Source organism: Staphylococcus sp. SM3655, from assembly GCF_016917315.1.
Classification (GTDB): domain Bacteria; phylum Bacillota; class Bacilli; order Staphylococcales; family Staphylococcaceae; genus Staphylococcus; species Staphylococcus aureus.
Genome location: NZ_CP070305.1, coordinates 1,682,649 through 1,700,457, shown reverse-complemented (window position 1 = coordinate 1,700,457; position 17,809 = coordinate 1,682,649). Strand labels below are relative to the sequence as shown.

Genomic DNA, 17,809 nt, shown 5'->3' with positions numbered 1-17,809 from the left:
TCACTCCTTTTTCGACCCCATAAAATGCTGTTCTAACTTTTTTCCAACAATCCAAAATACAACCAACACAACTAACATTAATATCCCTCTTAAAGGATGCGTTAAAATTGTAGTAATTTCCTTTCCTAAATAACCTAAAATAATTGTTGAAACTAACTTTGATGATGCCAAAACAATGAAATAATATTTAGGTCTAATATGAGATAGACTCGCTACAAAATTTATTAATGTATTTGGCGTAAAAGGAAAACAAAGTAAAATAAACAATGGGATTAATCCTTGGCGATCAATAAAACTAATCAAGCGTTGAACAGCAGTACGTTGTTTAATTCGCTGCATCCTCTCAGTGTTCACCAATCGTTTACAGATCAAATAGACTGTAAATGTTCCAGAAATTAATCCAAGCCAACTAATCACTATACCTAAAATAGATCCATAAGCTTGAATGTTAATTAAAATATAGAGTGCTAAAGGAAATACTGGAATTATCGCTCTAATATATAACAATATAAATCCAGGTAAATAACCAAACTGTCGAAATATCTCAAACCATTCTTCTACTTGATGAAACGACAAATCATCAATCCCTTTCTTTGGCTGAAGATAATTATTCTTACATTATAAAGTTAATTACTAAGTAAAGAAACATTAACATGTAATCATGCTAATAAATCAGTCTCTAGTAGTATAACAATATTATTGTATGACAGATGTTATTTTTTCTTTAATTTTCTCTTAACATCTTGTCACATTAGCTAGTAACCTAGTTCTTGCATATAAATAAAAACGAGGTTGTCATTACATTTTTACATTTGTAATGACAACCTCGAAAATATGCTTTAAATAGTTAACGTCTAGTTCTATCTTTTCAAACTTCACTAATCATTGAAGTAATGTATTTTATAAACGCTCTTCTAATTCTTTTTTCAAGTCTTCAAAACCAGGTTTACCTAATAATGCGAACATGTTTTGTTTATATGCTTCTACACCAGGTTGGTTAAATGGATTTACACCTAATTGGTATCCACTCATTGCACAAGCAAGTTCGAAGAAGTATACGACATAACCGAAAGTTTCTTCATCTAATTGTGGAATGTTCACTACCATGTTAGGAACACCACCATCAGTATGCGCTAATAATGTACCTTCGAATGCTTTTGTGTTAACTTCGTCGATTGTTTTACCAGCCAAATAATTTAATCCGTCTAGATCATCACTATCTTTTTCAATAGTAATATCATATTTAGGATGATTTACTTTTACCACTGTTTCGAATAAGAAACGACGGCCTTCTTGTACATATTGACCTAAAGAATGTAAATCAGTTGTGTAGTTGGCACTTGAAGGATAGATACCTTTGAAGTCTTTACCTTCTGATTCACCAAATAATTGTTTCCACCATTCATTAAAGTATTGCATAGATGGTTCATAGTTAATCAACATTTCTGTTGTATAACCTTTTGCATATAAAATGTTTCGAATTGTCGCATATTGGTATGCAATGTTGTCTTCTAATTTATCTGAAGATAATTCTTCACGTGCTTTTGCAGCACCAATCATCATAGCTTCGATGTTAATTCCAGCTGTTGCAATTGGTAATAATCCTACTGCTGTTAAAACAGAATATCTTCCACCTACATCATCAGGTACGATAAACGTTTCATAACCTTCGTTTGTAGCCAACTGTTTTAAAGCACCTTTTTCTTTATCCGTTGTTGCAAATATACGTTTTTGTGCTTCTTCTTTACCGTATCTTTCTTCAACTAATTGTTTGAACAATCTAAATGCAACTGCTGGTTCTGTAGTTGTACCAGATTTAGAAATAACGTTTACAGAGAAATCTTTGTCTGCTAAATAATCAACTAACTCTTTCGTATATGTTGATGATAAGTGATTACCAACAAATACAATTTCAGGGTATTCATTGCTGTTTCTAAATGATGACGTTAACATTTCGATTGCTGCACGTGCACCTAAGTAAGAACCACCAATACCGATGACTACTAAAACATCAGAATTTTCTTTAATGCGTTTTGATGCTTCAACAATTCTTGAAAATTCTTCTTTGTCGTAATCAACTGGTAAATCAACCCAGCCTAAGAAGTCACTACCTGCACCAGTACCTTCATGAATTGTTTTGTGAATTGATTTAACAATTTCTTGTTGTTGTTTTAATTCGTGTTCACCGAAAAATTCTAACGTCTTACTAAAATCTAATTGAATATGAGTCATCTATAAAAGCCTCCTGTTTCATTTAATATCTTAATTTTACTAAGTTTACGTTTGCGATTCAATTCACAAGTTTGTACTTAATCAATAAAATTGATATTTATGTGACGTTTCACACCTATTTTTCAACAAACATTTCAAACTGGCGTCAAACACTCAAACATTTTTTATACAATTTGCATGTTTTTTAAAATACTTTTAAACATTGATAAATAAGCATTTATACTTACAACTCTAACTATCTCTATCGCATTTTATGAATAAATATGTAAAATAATGGTTTTATTTTCATCAAAAGTTTGCTATCATGTGTTCATACGAAATATTCAGATAACTACAATGAGGTGAATTTTATGAAAGAGAAAATTGTTTTAGCATATTCAGGAGGACTAGATACAAGTGTGGCCGTTCAATGGCTTATCGACAAAGGATACGACGTTGTAGCTTGTTGCCTAGATGTTGGTGAAGGTAAAGATTTAGACATCGTTTATAAAAAAGCTTTAGATATGGGAGCAGTTGAATGTCATATTATTGATGCAACAAAAGAATTTAGTGATGAGTATGTAAGTTATGCAATCAAAGGAAATTTAATGTATGAAAATGCATATCCATTAGTTTCAGCTTTATCAAGACCATTAATCGCTAAAAAATTAGTAGAGATTGCTGAGAAAACAAATTCAGTAGGTATTGCACATGGTTGTACTGGTAAAGGGAATGACCAAGTACGTTTCGAAGTTGCCATTAAAGCATTAAACCCATCATTGAAAGCATTCGCACCTGTACGTGAGTGGGCATGGAGTCGTGAAGAAGAAATCGATTATGCAATTAAACATAATATCCCTGTATCAATCAACCATGATTCACCTTATTCTATCGATCAAAATCTATGGGGCAGAGCGAATGAATGTGGTATTTTAGAAGATCCTTATGCTGCGCCACCAGAGGATGCGTTCGATCTAACAAATGCTTTAGAAGAAACACCAGATACTGCTGATGAAATCATTTTAACGTTTGATAAAGGCATCCCAGTTCAAATTGATGGCAAAACATATGAATTAGACGATTTAATTTTAACGTTGAATGCATTAGCTGGTAAGCATGGTATCGGAAGAATTGACCATGTAGAAAATAGACTTGTAGGTATCAAATCAAGAGAAATTTATGAGGCACCTGCTGCAGAAGTTATTTTAAAAGCGCATAAAGCATTAGAAACGATTACGTTAACGAAAGATGTCGCACACTTTAAACCAATCATTGAGAAGCAATTTGCTGAACAACTATACAATGGACTTTGGTTCTCACCTTTAACTGATAGCTTGAAATTATTTATTGATAGTACTCAGCAATACGTAAGTGGTGATGTCAGAATTAAATTATTCAAAGGTAATGCCATCGTGAATGGTAGAAAATCACCTTACACATTATATGATGAAAAATTAGCAACTTATACAAAAGAAGATGCATTTAATCAAGACGCTGCTGTTGGCTTTATCGATATCTATGGTTTACCTACTCAAGTAAATGCGATGTTGCATGGAGGCTATAGCAATGAGCAATAAAGCTTGGGGCGGTAGATTTGAAGTACAACCTGAAGAGTGGGTTGACGACTTTAACGCATCCATTACTTTTGATCAAACGCTCATAGATCAAGATATCGAAGGCAGCATTGCACATGCAACTATGCTTGCGAATCAAGGCATTATTAGTCAACAAGACAGCGAACAAATTATACAAGGACTAAAATCTATTCAACATGATTATCATCAAGATCAAATTCAATTTAGTGCATCATTAGAAGATATTCATTTAAATATTGAACATGAATTAATTAAACGTATCGGTGATGCTGGTGGTAAGTTGCATACTGGACGCAGTAGAAACGATCAAGTTGCAACAGACATGCACTTGTACACTAAGAAACAAGTGCAAGATATCATCGCATTAATTAAGTCGTTACAAAGTGTAATTGTAGACATCGCTTCCAATAATGTTGATACAATTATGCCTGGTTATACTCATTTACAGCGTGCACAGCCAATTTCATTTGCACATCATATTATGACTTATTTTTGGATGTTACAACGAGACCAACAACGATTTGAAGATAGTTTAAAACGAATCGATATTAATCCTTTAGGTGCAGCAGCCTTAAGTGGTACCACATACCCTATCGATAGACACGAGACAACAGCATTGTTGAACTTTGGCAGTCTCTATGAGAATAGCCTAGATGCTGTTAGTGACAGAGACTATATTATTGAAACATTGCATAATATTTCTTTAACGATGGTTCACTTATCACGCTTTGCAGAGGAAATTATTTTCTGGTCCACAGACGAAGCTAAATTCATTACATTATCAGATGCATTTTCAACTGGCTCATCTATTATGCCACAAAAGAAAAATCCTGATATGGCAGAATTAATTAGAGGTAAAGTTGGTCGAACGACTGGTCATTTAATGAGCATGCTTATGACTTTAAAAGGATTACCTCTAGCATATAACAAAGATATGCAGGAAGATAAAGAAGGTTTATTCGATGCTGTCCATACAATTAAAGGTTCTTTACGTATTTTCGAAGGTATGATTCAAACGATGACAATTAATAAAGAACGACTCAATCAAACTGTTAAAGAAGATTTTTCAAATGCAACGGAACTAGCAGATTATTTAGTAACTAAAAATATTCCATTTAGAACTGCACATGAAATTGTAGGAAAAATCGTCTTAGAATGTATACAACAAGGTCATTATTTATTAGATGTTCCTTTAGCAACATATCAACAACATCATTCTAGTATTGATGCCGATATTTACGATTATTTGCAGCCTGAAAATTGTTTAAAACGACGTCAAAGTTACGGTTCAACAGGTCAATCATCGGTCAAACAACAACTTGATGTTGCTAAACAATTACTATCACAATAAATACGTTAATCTACCTACCCACAATGTCTATTAAAATTACATTGTGGGTATTTTAATGCTCTCTTCGTCTTGTTGAACATCACATTTTTAAGATTCCTAAAATGTTTGATAATTCTTTTAAATTTATATTACAAAAATGTTATAAATTGTAAAAGAAATGTGTAAAGCGTTTTCACAAGCAGGTTTTTGTAGTATTTTAAAATTGTTAGACTACAAATAAAGAGATGAAAGGATAAAGACTATGACTAACTCTTCGAAAAGCTTCACTAAATTTATGGCTGCTTCTGCTGTTTTTACTATGGGATTTTTATCAGTACCTACTGCTGGCGCTGAACAAACAAATCAAATTGCAAATAAACCTCAGGCTATTCAATGGCATACAAATTTAACGAATGAGCGATTCACTACTATCGCACATCGTGGCGCAAGTGGCTATGCACCCGAGCATACGTTTCAAGCATATGATAAGAGTCATAATGAGTTAAAAGCATCTTATATCGAAATTGATTTACAACGTACCAAAGATGGCCATTTAGTTGCTATGCATGATGAAACTGTTAACCGTACAACAAATGGACACGGTAAAGTTGAGGATTATACCCTTGATGAATTAAAACAGTTAGATGCAGGAAGTTGGTTTAATAAAAAATATCCAAAATACGCAAGAGCAAGTTATAAAAATGCTAAAGTACCCACTTTAGATGAAATTTTAGAACGTTATGGCCCGAATGCAAACTATTATATTGAAACAAAGTCACCTGATGTATACCCAGGAATGGAAGAACAATTATTAGCTTCATTGAAAAAGCATCACCTTTTAAATAACAATAAATTAAAAAATGGACATGTAATGATTCAATCATTTTCTGACGAAAGTTTAAAGAAAATTCATCGTCAAAATAAGCATGTGCCATTAGTAAAATTAGTTGATAAAGGTGAACTACAACAATTTAACGACCAACGCTTAAAAGAGATACGCTCTTATGCGATTGGATTAGGTCCTGATTATACAGATTTAACTGAACAAAATACCCATCATTTAAAAGACTTAGGATTTATAGTACATCCTTATACAGTGAATGAAAAAGCTGATATGTTACGATTAAATAAATATGGCGTTGATGGTGTCTTTACAAATTTCGCTGATAAATATAAAGAAGTCATTAAGTAGTAATGTTAAACTAGAAAACATAAATACAAAAATATAGCTATTACTATAAAAAACAGCAGTAAGATATTTCCAAATTGAAATTATCCTACTGCTGTCTTTTTGGGAGTGGGACAGAAATGATATTTTCGCAAAATTTATTTCGTCGTCCCACCCCAACTTGCATTGCCTGTAGAATTTCTTTTCGAAATTCTCTGTGTTGGGGCCCCGACTTTTTTTGGAAAGAGCGTGTTACACGGGCATTGTTTTACAGTCAACTACTGCTAAAATAACTTCGTAGAGCATAGAACATTGATTTATGTCCCAGCCTGGTTTAATTAAAAATTCTCAGTGTTGGGGGCCAGCCAACTTGCACACTATTGTAAGCTGACTTTCCACCAGCCTCTGTGTTGGGGCCCCGACTATTTTTGAAAAGAGCGTGTTACACGGGCATTGTTTTACAGTCAACTACTGCTAAAATAAAATTAACGAGCTTAGGGCTTTGTTTTCTGTCCCAAGCTCGTTAAATCACATATGATAATTAATTATGCCCAACCACGATATCTAGCTGCTTCTGCTGTACGTTTAATACCTATGATATATGCTGCAAGTCTCATATCTATTTTTCGGTTTTGAGACAATTCGTAAATCGTATCAAATGCCGCTTCTAATTTTTCACGTAGCTTTTCATTAACTTCTTCTTCAGACCAATAATAACCTTGATTATTTTGTACCCATTCGAAGTAAGAAACCGTTACACCACCAGCACTTGCTAATACGTCTGGAACTAATAATATACCACGTTCAGTTAAAATACGTGTTGCTTCTGGTGTTGTAGGTCCATTAGCAGCTTCAACAACGATACTAGCTTTAATATCATGTGCATTGTCTTCTGTAATTTGGTTTGAAATAGCCGCTGGTACTAAAATGTCACAATCTAATTCAAACAATTCTTTATTTGAGATTGTTTCTTCAAATAAATTTGTTACCGTACCAAAACTATCACGACGGTCTAATAAATAATCTATATCTAAGCCATTTGGATCGTGTAATGCACCGTAAGCATCAGAGATACCTACAATTTTTGCACCTAAATCATATAAGAATTTAGCTAAGAAACTTCCGGCATTACCGAAACCTTGAATAACAACCTTGGCACCTTCAATTTGCATATTACGACGTTTTGCAGCTTGTTCAATTGCAATAACTACACCTAGTGCAGTAGATCTGTCGCGTCCATGAGAACCACCCAATACAATTGGTTTACCTGTGATGAAACCTGGTGAATTAAATTTATCCAATGCACTATATTCATCCATCATCCAAGCCATAATTTGTGAGTTTGTAAATACATCTGGTGCTGGAATATCTTTGTTCGGACCTACGAATTGTGAAATTGCTCTTACATATCCGCGTGATAAACGTTCAACTTCATGAATGCTCATTTGACGTGGATCACAAACGATACCACCCTTACCACCACCGTATGGTAAGTTTACAATGCCACATTTCAAAGTCATCCACATTGATAATGCTTTTACTTCTTCTTCATCAACATCTGGGTGGAAACGCACGCCCCCTTTTGTTGGTCCAACAGCATCATTATGTTGCGCACGGTAACCTGTGAATGTTTTAACAGTGCCATCATCCATTCGTACAGGGATACGCACTTGTAACATTCTTAAAGGTTCTTTAATTAAATCGTACATTCCTTCGTCAAATCCCAATTTATGCAATGCTTCTTTAATAATTCCTTGAGTAGAAGTTACTAAATTATTGTTCTCAGTCATGATCCTTTTCGCCTCTTCTTTACCTAATGATTTCGCTTTCAAACATATTGTAACATAACGTATTCCTTTTTAAAGCCCTTACAAACTGATTGTTACAACTTTTTGACATTATTGAAATACATGTCTTATTTTTTCAAGTGCAAGGTCCAATTCTTCTTTAGTAATAATTAATGGTGGTGCAAAACGAATGACAGTATCATGCGTTTCTTTACATAATAAGCCTTCTTCTTTCAAAGCTTCACAATATGGTCTAGCACTTTCATTAAGTTCCACACCTATAAATAAACCACGTCCACGGACTTCTTTAATTGATGGATGATCAATTTGCTTTAATTGTTCTTTAAAATAATCTCCTAATTCTAAAGAGCGACCTGGTAAATCCTCATCAACGATAACATCTAATGCAGCAATTGATGCAGCACAAGCAAGTGGATTACCACCAAATGTTGAACCATGTGAGCCAGGTGTAAAGACATCTAATACTTCTTTATCTGCTAATACAACAGAAATTGGGAAGACACCACCACCTAGTGCTTTACCTAAAATATAGACATCAGGTTTTACATTATCCCAATCTGTAGCAAATAATTTACCCGAACGACCTAATCCTGCTTGGATTTCGTCAGCAATAAATAAGACATTATGTTCATCACATAATTCTCTAATTGCTTTCAAATATCCTTCTGGCGGTATATTTATACCCGCTTCACCTTGAATTGGTTCTACTAAAACTGCTGCAGTATTTTCATTAATTGCAGCTTTCAATGCATCTACATCTCCAAAATCAACTTTTCTAAATCCATCTAATAACGGACCATAACCACGTTGGTATTCTGCTTCTGAAGATAATGAAACTGGCGCCATTGTTCGACCATGGAAGTTACCATTAAATGCAATGATTTCTGCTTTATTTGGCTCAATTCCTTTAACATCGTATGCCCAGCGTCGTGCTGCTTTCAAAGCTGTTTCTACTGCTTCAGCACCTGTATTCATTGGTAAAGCTTTATCTTTACCTGCCAGTTTACAAATTTTTTCGTACCATTCACCTAAGTTATCACTATGAAAAGCACGTGAAACTAGAGTCACTTTATCAGCTTGATCTTTTAATGCTTGAATAATTTTCGGATGTCTATGACCTTGGTTAACAGCGGAATATGCAGATAACATATCCATATATTTATTGCCTTCAGGATCTTTAACCCATACCCCTTCAGCTTCTGAAATGACAATTGGCAATGGTAAATAATTATGTGCTCCGTAATGATTTGTTAACTCAATAATTTTTTCAGATTTAGTCATCATATCTCCCCTTTTCATCATTTATAACTATTATACATGAAACATTATCCAAATAATTACATTAGTTTTCAAAGCAGATACTTTTCCACCAAAAAAGATGAAATAATCACTAAGTTTCATTAAATTTGTCTATTTTGAAAACCCTTACATTTATAATGACATAATTACTTAAATGATTACAAGCAAAAGAATTGATAATTTTACACTTAATCAAAAGTATATTTTACTAAGAATATTTTTATTTATAAATATTGAAAACCACTAACAAATTGCATACACAATATCATTAGTGGTAACAGTTAAACACTTATTTATCTTTACGTGGTAATGGATAGAATCCTTCATTAAATTGATGCCATAAATTAGGAGTTAAGTGATGATTATCTTCTCTCTCTGGATCAAAGTAATTAATAATTTCATCTTCCCGTCCATCTTTAATTTTTTCAACAAATTGATAATCCAGTAGTAGCTCTCTACCAATGGCTACTAAGTCAACACCAACATTTTCAACTGCATCTAAAGCTTCGTCAGCTGTGAAAATTGAACCAATACCGATAAGTGGCATACGACCATTTATCCATTTGTGAATTAAAGGCAGTCTTTCTTGTCCAGCGTATTTACCTTCACGTGTCGTTGCATGCGTATCCATCATCGAAACATGAATATAGTCGATTGGCATATAGCTAATTTTATTAACGAGTTCCTCTGTAATTTCCATTGTGATTCCTGGAGACTCCGCTTCCTCTGGAGATAATCTGTATCCAACTATAAAGTCTTTATTGCCATACGCTTCTTTCGCTTTAAGCACCTCTTCAATCACAGCGACCGGGAATTTATATTGATTTGCCCAAACATCATTTCTTCTATTATAGTATGGTGATACAAATTGATGAATTAAGTAATGATTCGCGCCATGTATTTCAACACCATCAAATCCTGCTTCAATTGCACGTCGCGTTGCTTCACCAAAATCCTTGATTGCTTGTTCAATCTCTTCATTCGTCATTTCTCTAGCACTATGTTCTTGTTTCTGACCGAAACTTTTTAAAGAAATTGGACTTGGTGCTACGACGTCTCCACCAGGTGTTAATTCAGGCAATGCTTGTGCACCGCCATGATGTATTTGTACGAGTGCTTTGGCACCGTTTTTCTTCATTGCTGTAGCTAATCGTTTTAGTCCTTCAATATCACTGTCATGCGCGATTGATGGCTGTCCTGGAAATGCTTTTCCGACATCACTCACATTACTCGCAGCATTAATTGTAATACCAACATCTTGTGAACGCTTTTCAATATAAGGAAGTTCTACATCTGAAATAGTACCATCATCATTTGAAGAAATATGTGTTAAAGGGGCTAACACAAATCGATTTCTCAACTCTACTCCATTTGGTAATTCTACTTTATCAAACAATGGTTCGTATTTACTTTTCATTACTTAATTCCTCCTTAAAATTATTGAGTTGACTATAACATGTAATTTTTTCATTCTCCAATTATCTGTTTATATAGTTGCAATTCGTTTAATACTTTAAGTTGTAGTTCTCATTTCTAAAATAAATTAAAAAAACAAATCCACATACAATATTGCAAATCAATGATTCTATCTATCAAAGATAATGGATATATCCCCTTAAACCATTTGTACGTGTAAATAGAATCAATCATATTACGTTATCGTAGACAAAAAGAGATTAGTATCTAATAAAATTTAATAGATACTAATCTCTTTTATAGTCTAAGAAACTTTCATTTCAGACCCTTTGTATGATTTTCGGTACGATTTATCTGTTCCTTTAGTCGTTTCGAATTGCTCGCTTTGACTGTTTTATCCAGATTGGTAAGCGTTCTTTAAGTGTTTGAAACCCATATTTTTCTGTTTCTCTGATTTCATCTAATACTGATTGTTTTTCCTTCTTACGCTCATAATTTTTGAAGTAATCATTATCCTTTAATGATAGATTAAGCTTTCCTTCATCATCTATAGACAAAATTTTAGCTTTAACAATTTGGCCTTCTGATAGAAATTTCTTCAAATTATGAACGTAGTCATCCATAATTTCTGATATATGAATCAGTCCTTCAGTATGATTAGGGGTCTCAACAAACGCACCGTATGGTTGAATACCAGTTACACGCACCTTGATATGTTGGCCAATTTTGTAGTTATTCAACTTAATAACCCCTTATTTCGTTTACTTAACACTATTATCATAGCACAAATCGAAATGGTGGACTAATTAAAACATCAAATCATACGAATATTATTTTATAAATGAATAAGAATTCTACAAACTTGGATTTACAAATAAAATTAGCAACAAACTCCTATCTAAATCAATATGATATCCAGCTACTTTGTTTTCAATTTATTAACTATTTGAATAGCAATTCTCTTTAAAAACATAAAAAGCAACCTCAACTATTATCTTTAGAATACACATCTATTTAAAAACTGTGCTTTCTTGATAAATATATTGAGATTGCTCATCATGTTAGTTTATTTGTTTCGTTGGAATATATACTAATCCATTCATAAATTAGCTTTATCCGAGTTTAAAATGTTGGTAGTTAATTATGTTTAGATATTATTCTTCAACATCAATAGATTCAATTACAACATCATGAAGTGGTTTGTCTTGTGGTCCCACTTTTGTATTTGCAATATCTTCTAATGTAGTTTCACCATCAATGATTTGACCGAATACTGTATGTTTTTGATCTAACCATGGTGTACCACCCTTCTCGCCATATGCATCAACGATTGGTTGTGGCCAACCACCATCTGCAAGTTGACTTAACATATTTTGAGGTACTTCTTTCATTTGAACAATGAAAAATTGTGAACCATTAGTATTAGGTCCTGAGTTAGCCATTGATAATGCGCCATATAAGTTAAATGCATTTAATGAAAATTCATCTTCAAAAGCACCGCCATAAATACTTTCGCCACCCATACCAGTAGCTGTTGGATCGCCACCTTGAATCATGAAGTCATTAATGACACGGTGGAATGTTATTCCATCATAATAACCATTTTTTGCATGTGTCACAAAATTTTCAACTGTTTTTGGTGCAATATTTGGAAATAATTTGAATGTCATGTCACCTTTATTTGTGTGCATAACCACTTTAATTTCACCTTGTTGTACTTCTTTGTTTAACTGTGGATAGTTAGCCATTTATATTCTCCATTCATGTTATGATACATATATATTAACATACTTTTAAGGGAGGAAAATAGCATGAAGCTATATCGATTTTCACACAAAACAGGTAGCTATGGTGTCACGATTGTTGAAGAAAATGGAGACGATGTCCTTGTTAAAGTTGAACAAGTTATCAAACACCCGAAACAAGGTGATTTACATAACCCTACTGAAACTGAAGGTGTATTTTTCCATGAACGCAAAGCATTAAGCCATTTTGAAAAACGCTATACGAAACGTTCACAATTACGCGACTTCAATGTTGATGTATTGCGCTATGAAGATTCACTTCAACAAGCAATTACAGATTTAGAAACTAAACTTAAAGCTCAGCAAACAAAACATGCTGAAATGTCTTTAGCTAGTTTAGCACGCTTAAAAGAAGATTATTCACTTCAATACAAAGAAAATTTTAAATAAAAAATGACGTGTTTCTTCTTATTTAAATACTTCTGAAAATAAAGCACAACAAGGAGTGTGTACGTTTTTCAGAACTATATCATTCATGTATAATGAATAACATAAATATTTTTTAAAGGAGGACAACATAGTGAGTTTGTTACATATTGCGGTGATATTACCGTTAATATTCGCACTCATTATTCCTATCCTGTATAGATTTTTTAAACGTATACATTTAGGATGGTTCGTATTACCTGTCCCTATCGTCATATTTATTTATATGCTTACATTAATTAAAACGACGATGTCAGGTAATACTGTAATGAAAACCTTAAATTGGATGCCTCATTTTGGTATGAACTTTGATTTATATCTTGATGGCTTAGGTTTACTCTTTAGTTTGCTTATTTCAGGAATCGGCAGTTTAGTAGTATTATATTCAATCGGCTACTTAAGTAAGTCAGAACAACTAGGGAATTTTTATTGTTATTTATTACTATTTATGGGTGCAATGTTAGGTGTCGTACTTTCAGATAATGTTATTATTCTATATTTATTCTGGGAGCTAACGTCATTTTCTAGTTTTTTACTTATTTCATTCTGGCGCGAACGACAAGCATCTATATATGGTGCTCAAAAATCGCTCATAATCACAGTATTTGGTGGTCTATCATTATTAGGTGGTATCATCTTACTCGCTATACCAACGCAATCATTTAGCATTCAGTACATGATTCAACATGCTTCTGAAATTCAAAATAGCCCATTCTTCATTTTTGCGATGATTTTAATCATGATTGGTGCTTTTACAAAATCTGCTCAGTTTCCATTTTATATTTGGCTACCAGATGCAATGGAAGCACCTACACCAGTCAGTGCTTATCTTCATTCAGCAACAATGGTTAAAGCAGGGTTATATTTAATCGCTCGAATGACACCAATCTTCGCAGCATCGCAAGGTTGGGTATGGACTGTCACACTCGTTGGTTTAATTACGTTATTCTGGGCTTCGCTAAACGCAACAAAACAACAAGACTTGAAAGGTATACTGGCATTTTCAACAGTATCCCAATTAGGTATGATTATGGCGATGCTTGGAATCGGTGCCATTAGTTATCACTATCAAGGCGATGATAGCAAAATATATGCTGCTGCATTTACGGCTGCAATATTCCATTTAATCAACCATGCAACATTTAAAGGTGCCCTATTTATGATTACAGGTGCAGTGGATCATTCTACTGGTACACGTGATGTTAAGAAATTAGGTGGCTTACTAACAATTATGCCTATTTCATTTACAATCACTGTTATTACAGCATTAAGTATGGCTGGTGTACCACCGTTCAATGGTTTCTTATCAAAAGAATCATTTTTAGAAACAACATTTACAGCAAGCCAAGCAAATTTATTCAGTGTTGATACATTAGGCTACCTATTCCCAATCATTGGTATAGTGGGCAGTGTCTTCACATTTGTATATTCAATTAAATTTATAATGCATATATTTTTCGGACAATATAAACCTGAACAATTACCTAAAAAAGCACACGAAGTATCAATATTAATGCTTTTATCACCAGCTATTTTAGCTACATTAGTAATTGTATTCGGTTTATTCCCTGGCATTTTAACTAATTCGATTATTGAACCAGCTACATCTTCGATTAATCATACGGTAATTGATGATGTTGAATTCCATATGTTCCATGGATTAACGCCTGCCTTTTTATCAACATTAGTGATTTATATTTTAGGTATCTTACTAATTGTGACATTTAGTTATTGGGTGAAATTGTTGCAACGACAACCTGGTAAACTAACATTCAATTATTGGTACAACAGAAGTGCAAATGTTATTCCAAACTACTCTGAAAAGATGACGAATAGCTATGTTACCGATTATTCACGTAATAATTTAGTTATCATTTTTGGTGCATTAATTTTATTAACATTTGTCACTATATTCTCAGTACCTTTCAACATTAATTTTAAAGACGTTAGTCCGATTAGAATTTTCGAAGTTTGTATCGTAATTTTATTATTAAGTGCTGCCTTTTTAATTCTTTTCGCTAAATCAAGATTATTTAGCATCATTATGTTAAGTGCAGTTGGATATGCTGTGTCTGTATTGTTTATATTCTTTAAAGCACCCGACTTAGCATTGACACAGTTTGTCGTTGAATCTATTTCAACAGCATTGTTCTTATTATGCTTCTACCACTTACCAAATTTAAATCGTTATAATGAAAAGCGCTCATTCCAGCTTACTAATGCTTTAATTGCTGGTGGTGTTGGTTTGTCCGTCATTATTATCGGTTTAATTGCATACGGAAATAGACATTTTGAATCGATATCTAAGTTTTATCAAGAGCACGTTTATGATTTAGCTCACGGTAAAAACATGGTAAACGTCATACTTGTTGATTTCCGTGGTATGGATACTTTATTCGAGTCATCTGTGCTTGGTATCGCAGGATTAGCTGTATATACAATGATTAAATTACGTAAAAAGCGTCAAACGCAAGGTAACGAGGTGAAAAATCATGAATAGACAACAAAATGATCTAATTTTGCAATTTGCTGCAGTTATTATCTTTTTCATGGTAATGGTCTTTGGTTTTTCACTTTTCTTAGCAGGACATTATACACCTGGTGGCGGTTTCGTCGGCGGATTATTATTCGCAAGTTCACTTGTTATCATTACGATTGCATTTGATATAGAAACAATGCGTAAAATTTTCCCGTTAGATTTTAAAATCTTGATAGGTATCGGATTAGTTTTTTGTATTGCGACGCCTATCGCAAGTTGGTTTTTAGGCAAAAATTTCTTTACGCATGTCACATTTGATATACCGTTATTTATATTAGAACCTGTTCATATGACAACAGCAGTATTCTTTGATTTCGGTGTTTTATGTGCAGTAGTTGGTACTGTCATGACAATTATTATTTCGATTGGAGAGAACGAATAGTGGAAATTATTATGATTTTTGTTAGTGGTATTCTCACAGCAATTAGTGTCTATCTCGTTTTGTCTAAAAGTCTGATACGAATTGTTATGGGAACTACACTATTAACACATGCAGCAAATTTATTTTTAATAACTATGGGCGGACTTAAACATGGTACTGTTCCAATTTATGAAGCGAACGTAAAAAGCTATGTTGATCCTATCCCGCAAGCACTTATTTTAACAGCAATCGTTATCGCCTTTGCGACAACAGCCTTTTTCTTAGTATTAGCATTTAGAACATATAAAGAATTAGGCACAGATAACGTTGAGAGTATGAAAGGAGTTCCAGAAGATGATTGAAAGTAATATGCTTGTGTTAACGCTAGTTATTCCAGTAATTACAGCCATATTACTTGTCTTTATTGGAAAGCGTCCTATTATAAAGCGTTATGTCGCACTAGGCGGTACATTATTAACCTTGGTCGCGGCAATTATCAATTTAGCAAATGTTGTTAAACATGGACCAATACGCGTAGAGCTAGGTTCATGGAAAGCACCATACAGTATTGTCTTTGTATTAGACATATTCAGTGCGCTACTAATAATTACTAGTATTATTATTACAGCTATTGTGATTTTATATTCATACCAAACAATTGGTATTGAACGTGAAAGATATTATTATTATTTTTCAGTACTATTTATGTTAATAGGTATCATTGGTGCATTCACAACTGGTGACATTTTCAACCTATTCGTATTTTTCGAAGTATTTTTAATGTCATCTTATTTCTTATTAGTAATTGGTTCTACAAAAATTCAACTACAAGAAACAATAAAATATGTTCTTGTTAACGTTGTATCGTCATCCTTCTTCGTAATGGGTGTAGCGATTTTATATTCAGTAGTAGGAACATTGAATCTAGCAGATATAAGCAATAAATTAGCTAACCTTTCAGCGCATGACAGTGGCTTAGTCAATATCGTTTTCATACTATTTATCTTTGTTTTTGCTACAAAAGCTGGCGTATTCCCAATGTTTGTTTGGTTACCTAGTGCATACTATGCACCACCAATTCCAATCATTGCATTCTTTGGTGCTTTGTTAACAAAAGTTGGTGTTTATGCAATCGCTAGAACATTGAGCCTATTCTTTAGTGATAATGTAAGCTTTTCACATTATGTCATTTTATTCTTAGCACTATTAACGATCATCTTTGGTTGTGTCGGTGCTGTTGCATATGCCAACATTAAAAAAATCATCCTATACAATGTCATGATTGCTGTAGGTGTGATCTTAGTCGGCGTTGCAATGATGACAGAGTCAGGTATGATTGGGGCTATTTACTATACATTGCACGACATGTTAGTAAAACTTGCATTATTCTTGCTTATCGGAATTATGATTAAAATTACAGGCACTGCTGATTTAAGACAATTTGGTGGCTTAATTAAACGATATCCTGTACTTGGTTGGTCATTCTTTATCGCAGCATTAAGTTTAGCTGGCATTCCCCCACTCAGTGGCTTTTATGGAAAATTTTTCATTGTCCAATCAACATTTGAAAGAGGATTTTATTTAAGTGGTGTCATTGTCTTATTATCAAGTTTAGTCGTATTATATTCTGTCATTCGCATATTCCTACAAGGCTTTTTCGGTCAACCAAAAGGATATGATCTTAATAACAAAGTCGACGTCAAATATTTAACTACGATTGCAATCGTTGCAGTTGTGATAACTGTTTTATATGGATTGTCAGCAGATTACTTATATCCAATGGTAAAAGCTGGTGCAGAAACATTCTACAATCCATCAACCTACGTTAAAGCTGTATTAGGAGGTAAATAA

The 17,809-nt window shown here is 33.4% G+C and carries 15 protein-coding genes; 8 read left to right on the top strand and 7 right to left on the bottom strand.

Annotation, left to right across the window (positions count from 1 at the left end; all coding sequences use genetic code 11):
• Positions 1-576, bottom strand: coding sequence for a TVP38/TMEM64 family protein (locus JQN76_RS08380; RefSeq protein ID WP_000007972.1), 576 nt, complete (start codon positions 574-576; stop codon positions 1-3).
• Positions 577-900: 324 nt separating this feature from the next.
• Positions 901-2,232: a glucose-6-phosphate isomerase gene (locus tag JQN76_RS08375; protein WP_000148852.1), complete on the bottom strand. Its 1,332-nt coding sequence runs from the start codon at positions 2,230-2,232 to the stop codon at positions 901-903.
• Between the two features lie 350 nt (positions 2,233-2,582).
• Between JQN76_RS08375 and JQN76_RS08370 the strand changes: the two genes are divergently transcribed.
• From JQN76_RS08370 to JQN76_RS08360, 3 genes are all read left to right on the top strand, one after another.
• Positions 2,583-3,788, top strand: a complete 1,206-nt coding sequence (locus JQN76_RS08370) for an argininosuccinate synthase (protein WP_000660045.1) — start codon at positions 2,583-2,585, stop codon at positions 3,786-3,788.
• Positions 3,778-5,157 carry an argininosuccinate lyase gene (gene argH / locus JQN76_RS08365; protein ID WP_000066053.1) on the top strand — a complete coding sequence of 460 codons (1,380 nt, stop codon included), beginning with the start codon at positions 3,778-3,780 and terminating at the stop codon, positions 5,155-5,157. The genes JQN76_RS08370 and argH overlap by 11 nt, the downstream gene beginning before the upstream one ends.
• Before the next feature lie 241 nt (positions 5,158-5,398).
• Positions 5,399-6,328, top strand: a complete 930-nt coding sequence (locus JQN76_RS08360) for a glycerophosphodiester phosphodiesterase (RefSeq protein WP_000185319.1) — start codon at positions 5,399-5,401, stop codon at positions 6,326-6,328.
• 521 nt (positions 6,329-6,849) lie between these two features.
• Here the strand turns inward: JQN76_RS08360 and JQN76_RS08355 are convergent.
• The 5 genes from JQN76_RS08355 to JQN76_RS08335 form a co-directional block, all read right to left on the bottom strand.
• Positions 6,850-8,094, bottom strand: coding sequence for a Glu/Leu/Phe/Val family dehydrogenase (locus JQN76_RS08355; protein ID WP_000138487.1), 1,245 nt, complete (start codon positions 8,092-8,094; stop codon positions 6,850-6,852).
• A gap of 108 nt (positions 8,095-8,202) precedes the next feature.
• Positions 8,203-9,393, bottom strand: a complete 1,191-nt coding sequence (locus tag JQN76_RS08350) for an ornithine--oxo-acid transaminase (protein WP_000167314.1) — start codon at positions 9,391-9,393, stop codon at positions 8,203-8,205.
• 307 nt (positions 9,394-9,700) lie between these two features.
• Complete coding sequence (locus tag JQN76_RS08345; RefSeq protein ID WP_000838034.1) at positions 9,701-10,828, bottom strand: NADH-dependent flavin oxidoreductase; 1,128 nt, start codon at positions 10,826-10,828, stop codon at positions 9,701-9,703.
• A 361-nt stretch (positions 10,829-11,189) separates the two neighbouring features.
• On the bottom strand, positions 11,190-11,567 hold the full coding sequence (gene ygs, locus JQN76_RS08340; RefSeq protein WP_001067294.1) for a S1 domain-containing post-transcriptional regulator Ygs: 378 nt from the start codon (positions 11,565-11,567) through the stop codon (positions 11,190-11,192).
• A gap of 414 nt (positions 11,568-11,981) precedes the next feature.
• On the bottom strand, positions 11,982-12,575 hold the full coding sequence (locus tag JQN76_RS08335) for a peptidylprolyl isomerase (protein WP_000035058.1): 594 nt from the start codon (positions 12,573-12,575) through the stop codon (positions 11,982-11,984).
• A 63-nt stretch (positions 12,576-12,638) separates the two neighbouring features.
• Here JQN76_RS08335 and JQN76_RS08330 point away from each other — a divergent pair, with 63 nt between their 5' ends.
• From JQN76_RS08330 to mnhD1, 5 genes are all read left to right on the top strand, one after another.
• Complete coding sequence (locus tag JQN76_RS08330; protein ID WP_000781162.1) at positions 12,639-13,022, top strand: kinase-associated lipoprotein B; 384 nt, start codon at positions 12,639-12,641, stop codon at positions 13,020-13,022.
• Positions 13,023-13,152: 130 nt separating this feature from the next.
• A complete protein-coding gene (gene mnhA1, locus JQN76_RS08325; protein WP_000054609.1) occupies positions 13,153-15,558 on the top strand; it encodes a Na+/H+ antiporter Mnh1 subunit A in 2,406 nt (801 codons plus the stop codon).
• Positions 15,551-15,979, top strand: coding sequence for a Na+/H+ antiporter Mnh1 subunit B (mnhB1, locus tag JQN76_RS08320; RefSeq protein ID WP_001081626.1), 429 nt, complete (start codon positions 15,551-15,553; stop codon positions 15,977-15,979). Before mnhA1 ends, mnhB1 begins: the two co-directional genes overlap by 8 nt.
• The gene (gene mnhC1, locus JQN76_RS08315) at positions 15,979-16,320 is read left to right on the top strand and encodes a Na+/H+ antiporter Mnh1 subunit C (protein ID WP_000402803.1); all 342 of its coding nucleotides are present in this window, start codon (positions 15,979-15,981) and stop codon (positions 16,318-16,320) included. The genes mnhB1 and mnhC1 overlap by 1 nt, the downstream gene beginning before the upstream one ends.
• On the top strand, positions 16,313-17,809 hold the full coding sequence (gene mnhD1 / locus JQN76_RS08310; protein WP_000573077.1) for a Na+/H+ antiporter Mnh1 subunit D: 1,497 nt from the start codon (positions 16,313-16,315) through the stop codon (positions 17,807-17,809). The genes mnhC1 and mnhD1 overlap by 8 nt, the downstream gene beginning before the upstream one ends.

Excerpts from the sequence above, each read along its gene's own strand:
- JQN76_RS08330 (WP_000781162.1), top strand. The coding sequence starts at position 12,639 with ATGAAGCTATATCGATTTTCACACAAAACAGGTAGCTATGGTGTCACG.
- JQN76_RS08355 (WP_000138487.1), bottom strand. The coding sequence starts at position 8,094 with ATGACTGAGAACAATAATTTAGTAACTTCTACTCAAGGAATTATTAAA.
- mnhB1 (WP_001081626.1), top strand. The coding sequence starts at position 15,551 with ATGAATAGACAACAAAATGATCTAATTTTGCAATTTGCTGCAGTTATT.
- argH (WP_000066053.1), top strand. The coding sequence starts at position 3,778 with ATGAGCAATAAAGCTTGGGGCGGTAGATTTGAAGTACAACCTGAAGAG.
- JQN76_RS08375 (WP_000148852.1), bottom strand. The coding sequence starts at position 2,232 with ATGACTCATATTCAATTAGATTTTAGTAAGACGTTAGAATTTTTCGGT.
- JQN76_RS08370 (WP_000660045.1), top strand. The coding sequence starts at position 2,583 with ATGAAAGAGAAAATTGTTTTAGCATATTCAGGAGGACTAGATACAAGT.
- JQN76_RS08350 (WP_000167314.1), bottom strand. The coding sequence starts at position 9,393 with ATGACTAAATCTGAAAAAATTATTGAGTTAACAAATCATTACGGAGCA.
- JQN76_RS08335 (WP_000035058.1), bottom strand. The coding sequence starts at position 12,575 with ATGGCTAACTATCCACAGTTAAACAAAGAAGTACAACAAGGTGAAATT.
- JQN76_RS08360 (WP_000185319.1), top strand. The coding sequence starts at position 5,399 with ATGACTAACTCTTCGAAAAGCTTCACTAAATTTATGGCTGCTTCTGCT.
- mnhD1 (WP_000573077.1), top strand. The coding sequence starts at position 16,313 with ATGATTGAAAGTAATATGCTTGTGTTAACGCTAGTTATTCCAGTAATT.
- JQN76_RS08345 (WP_000838034.1), bottom strand. The coding sequence starts at position 10,828 with ATGAAAAGTAAATACGAACCATTGTTTGATAAAGTAGAATTACCAAAT.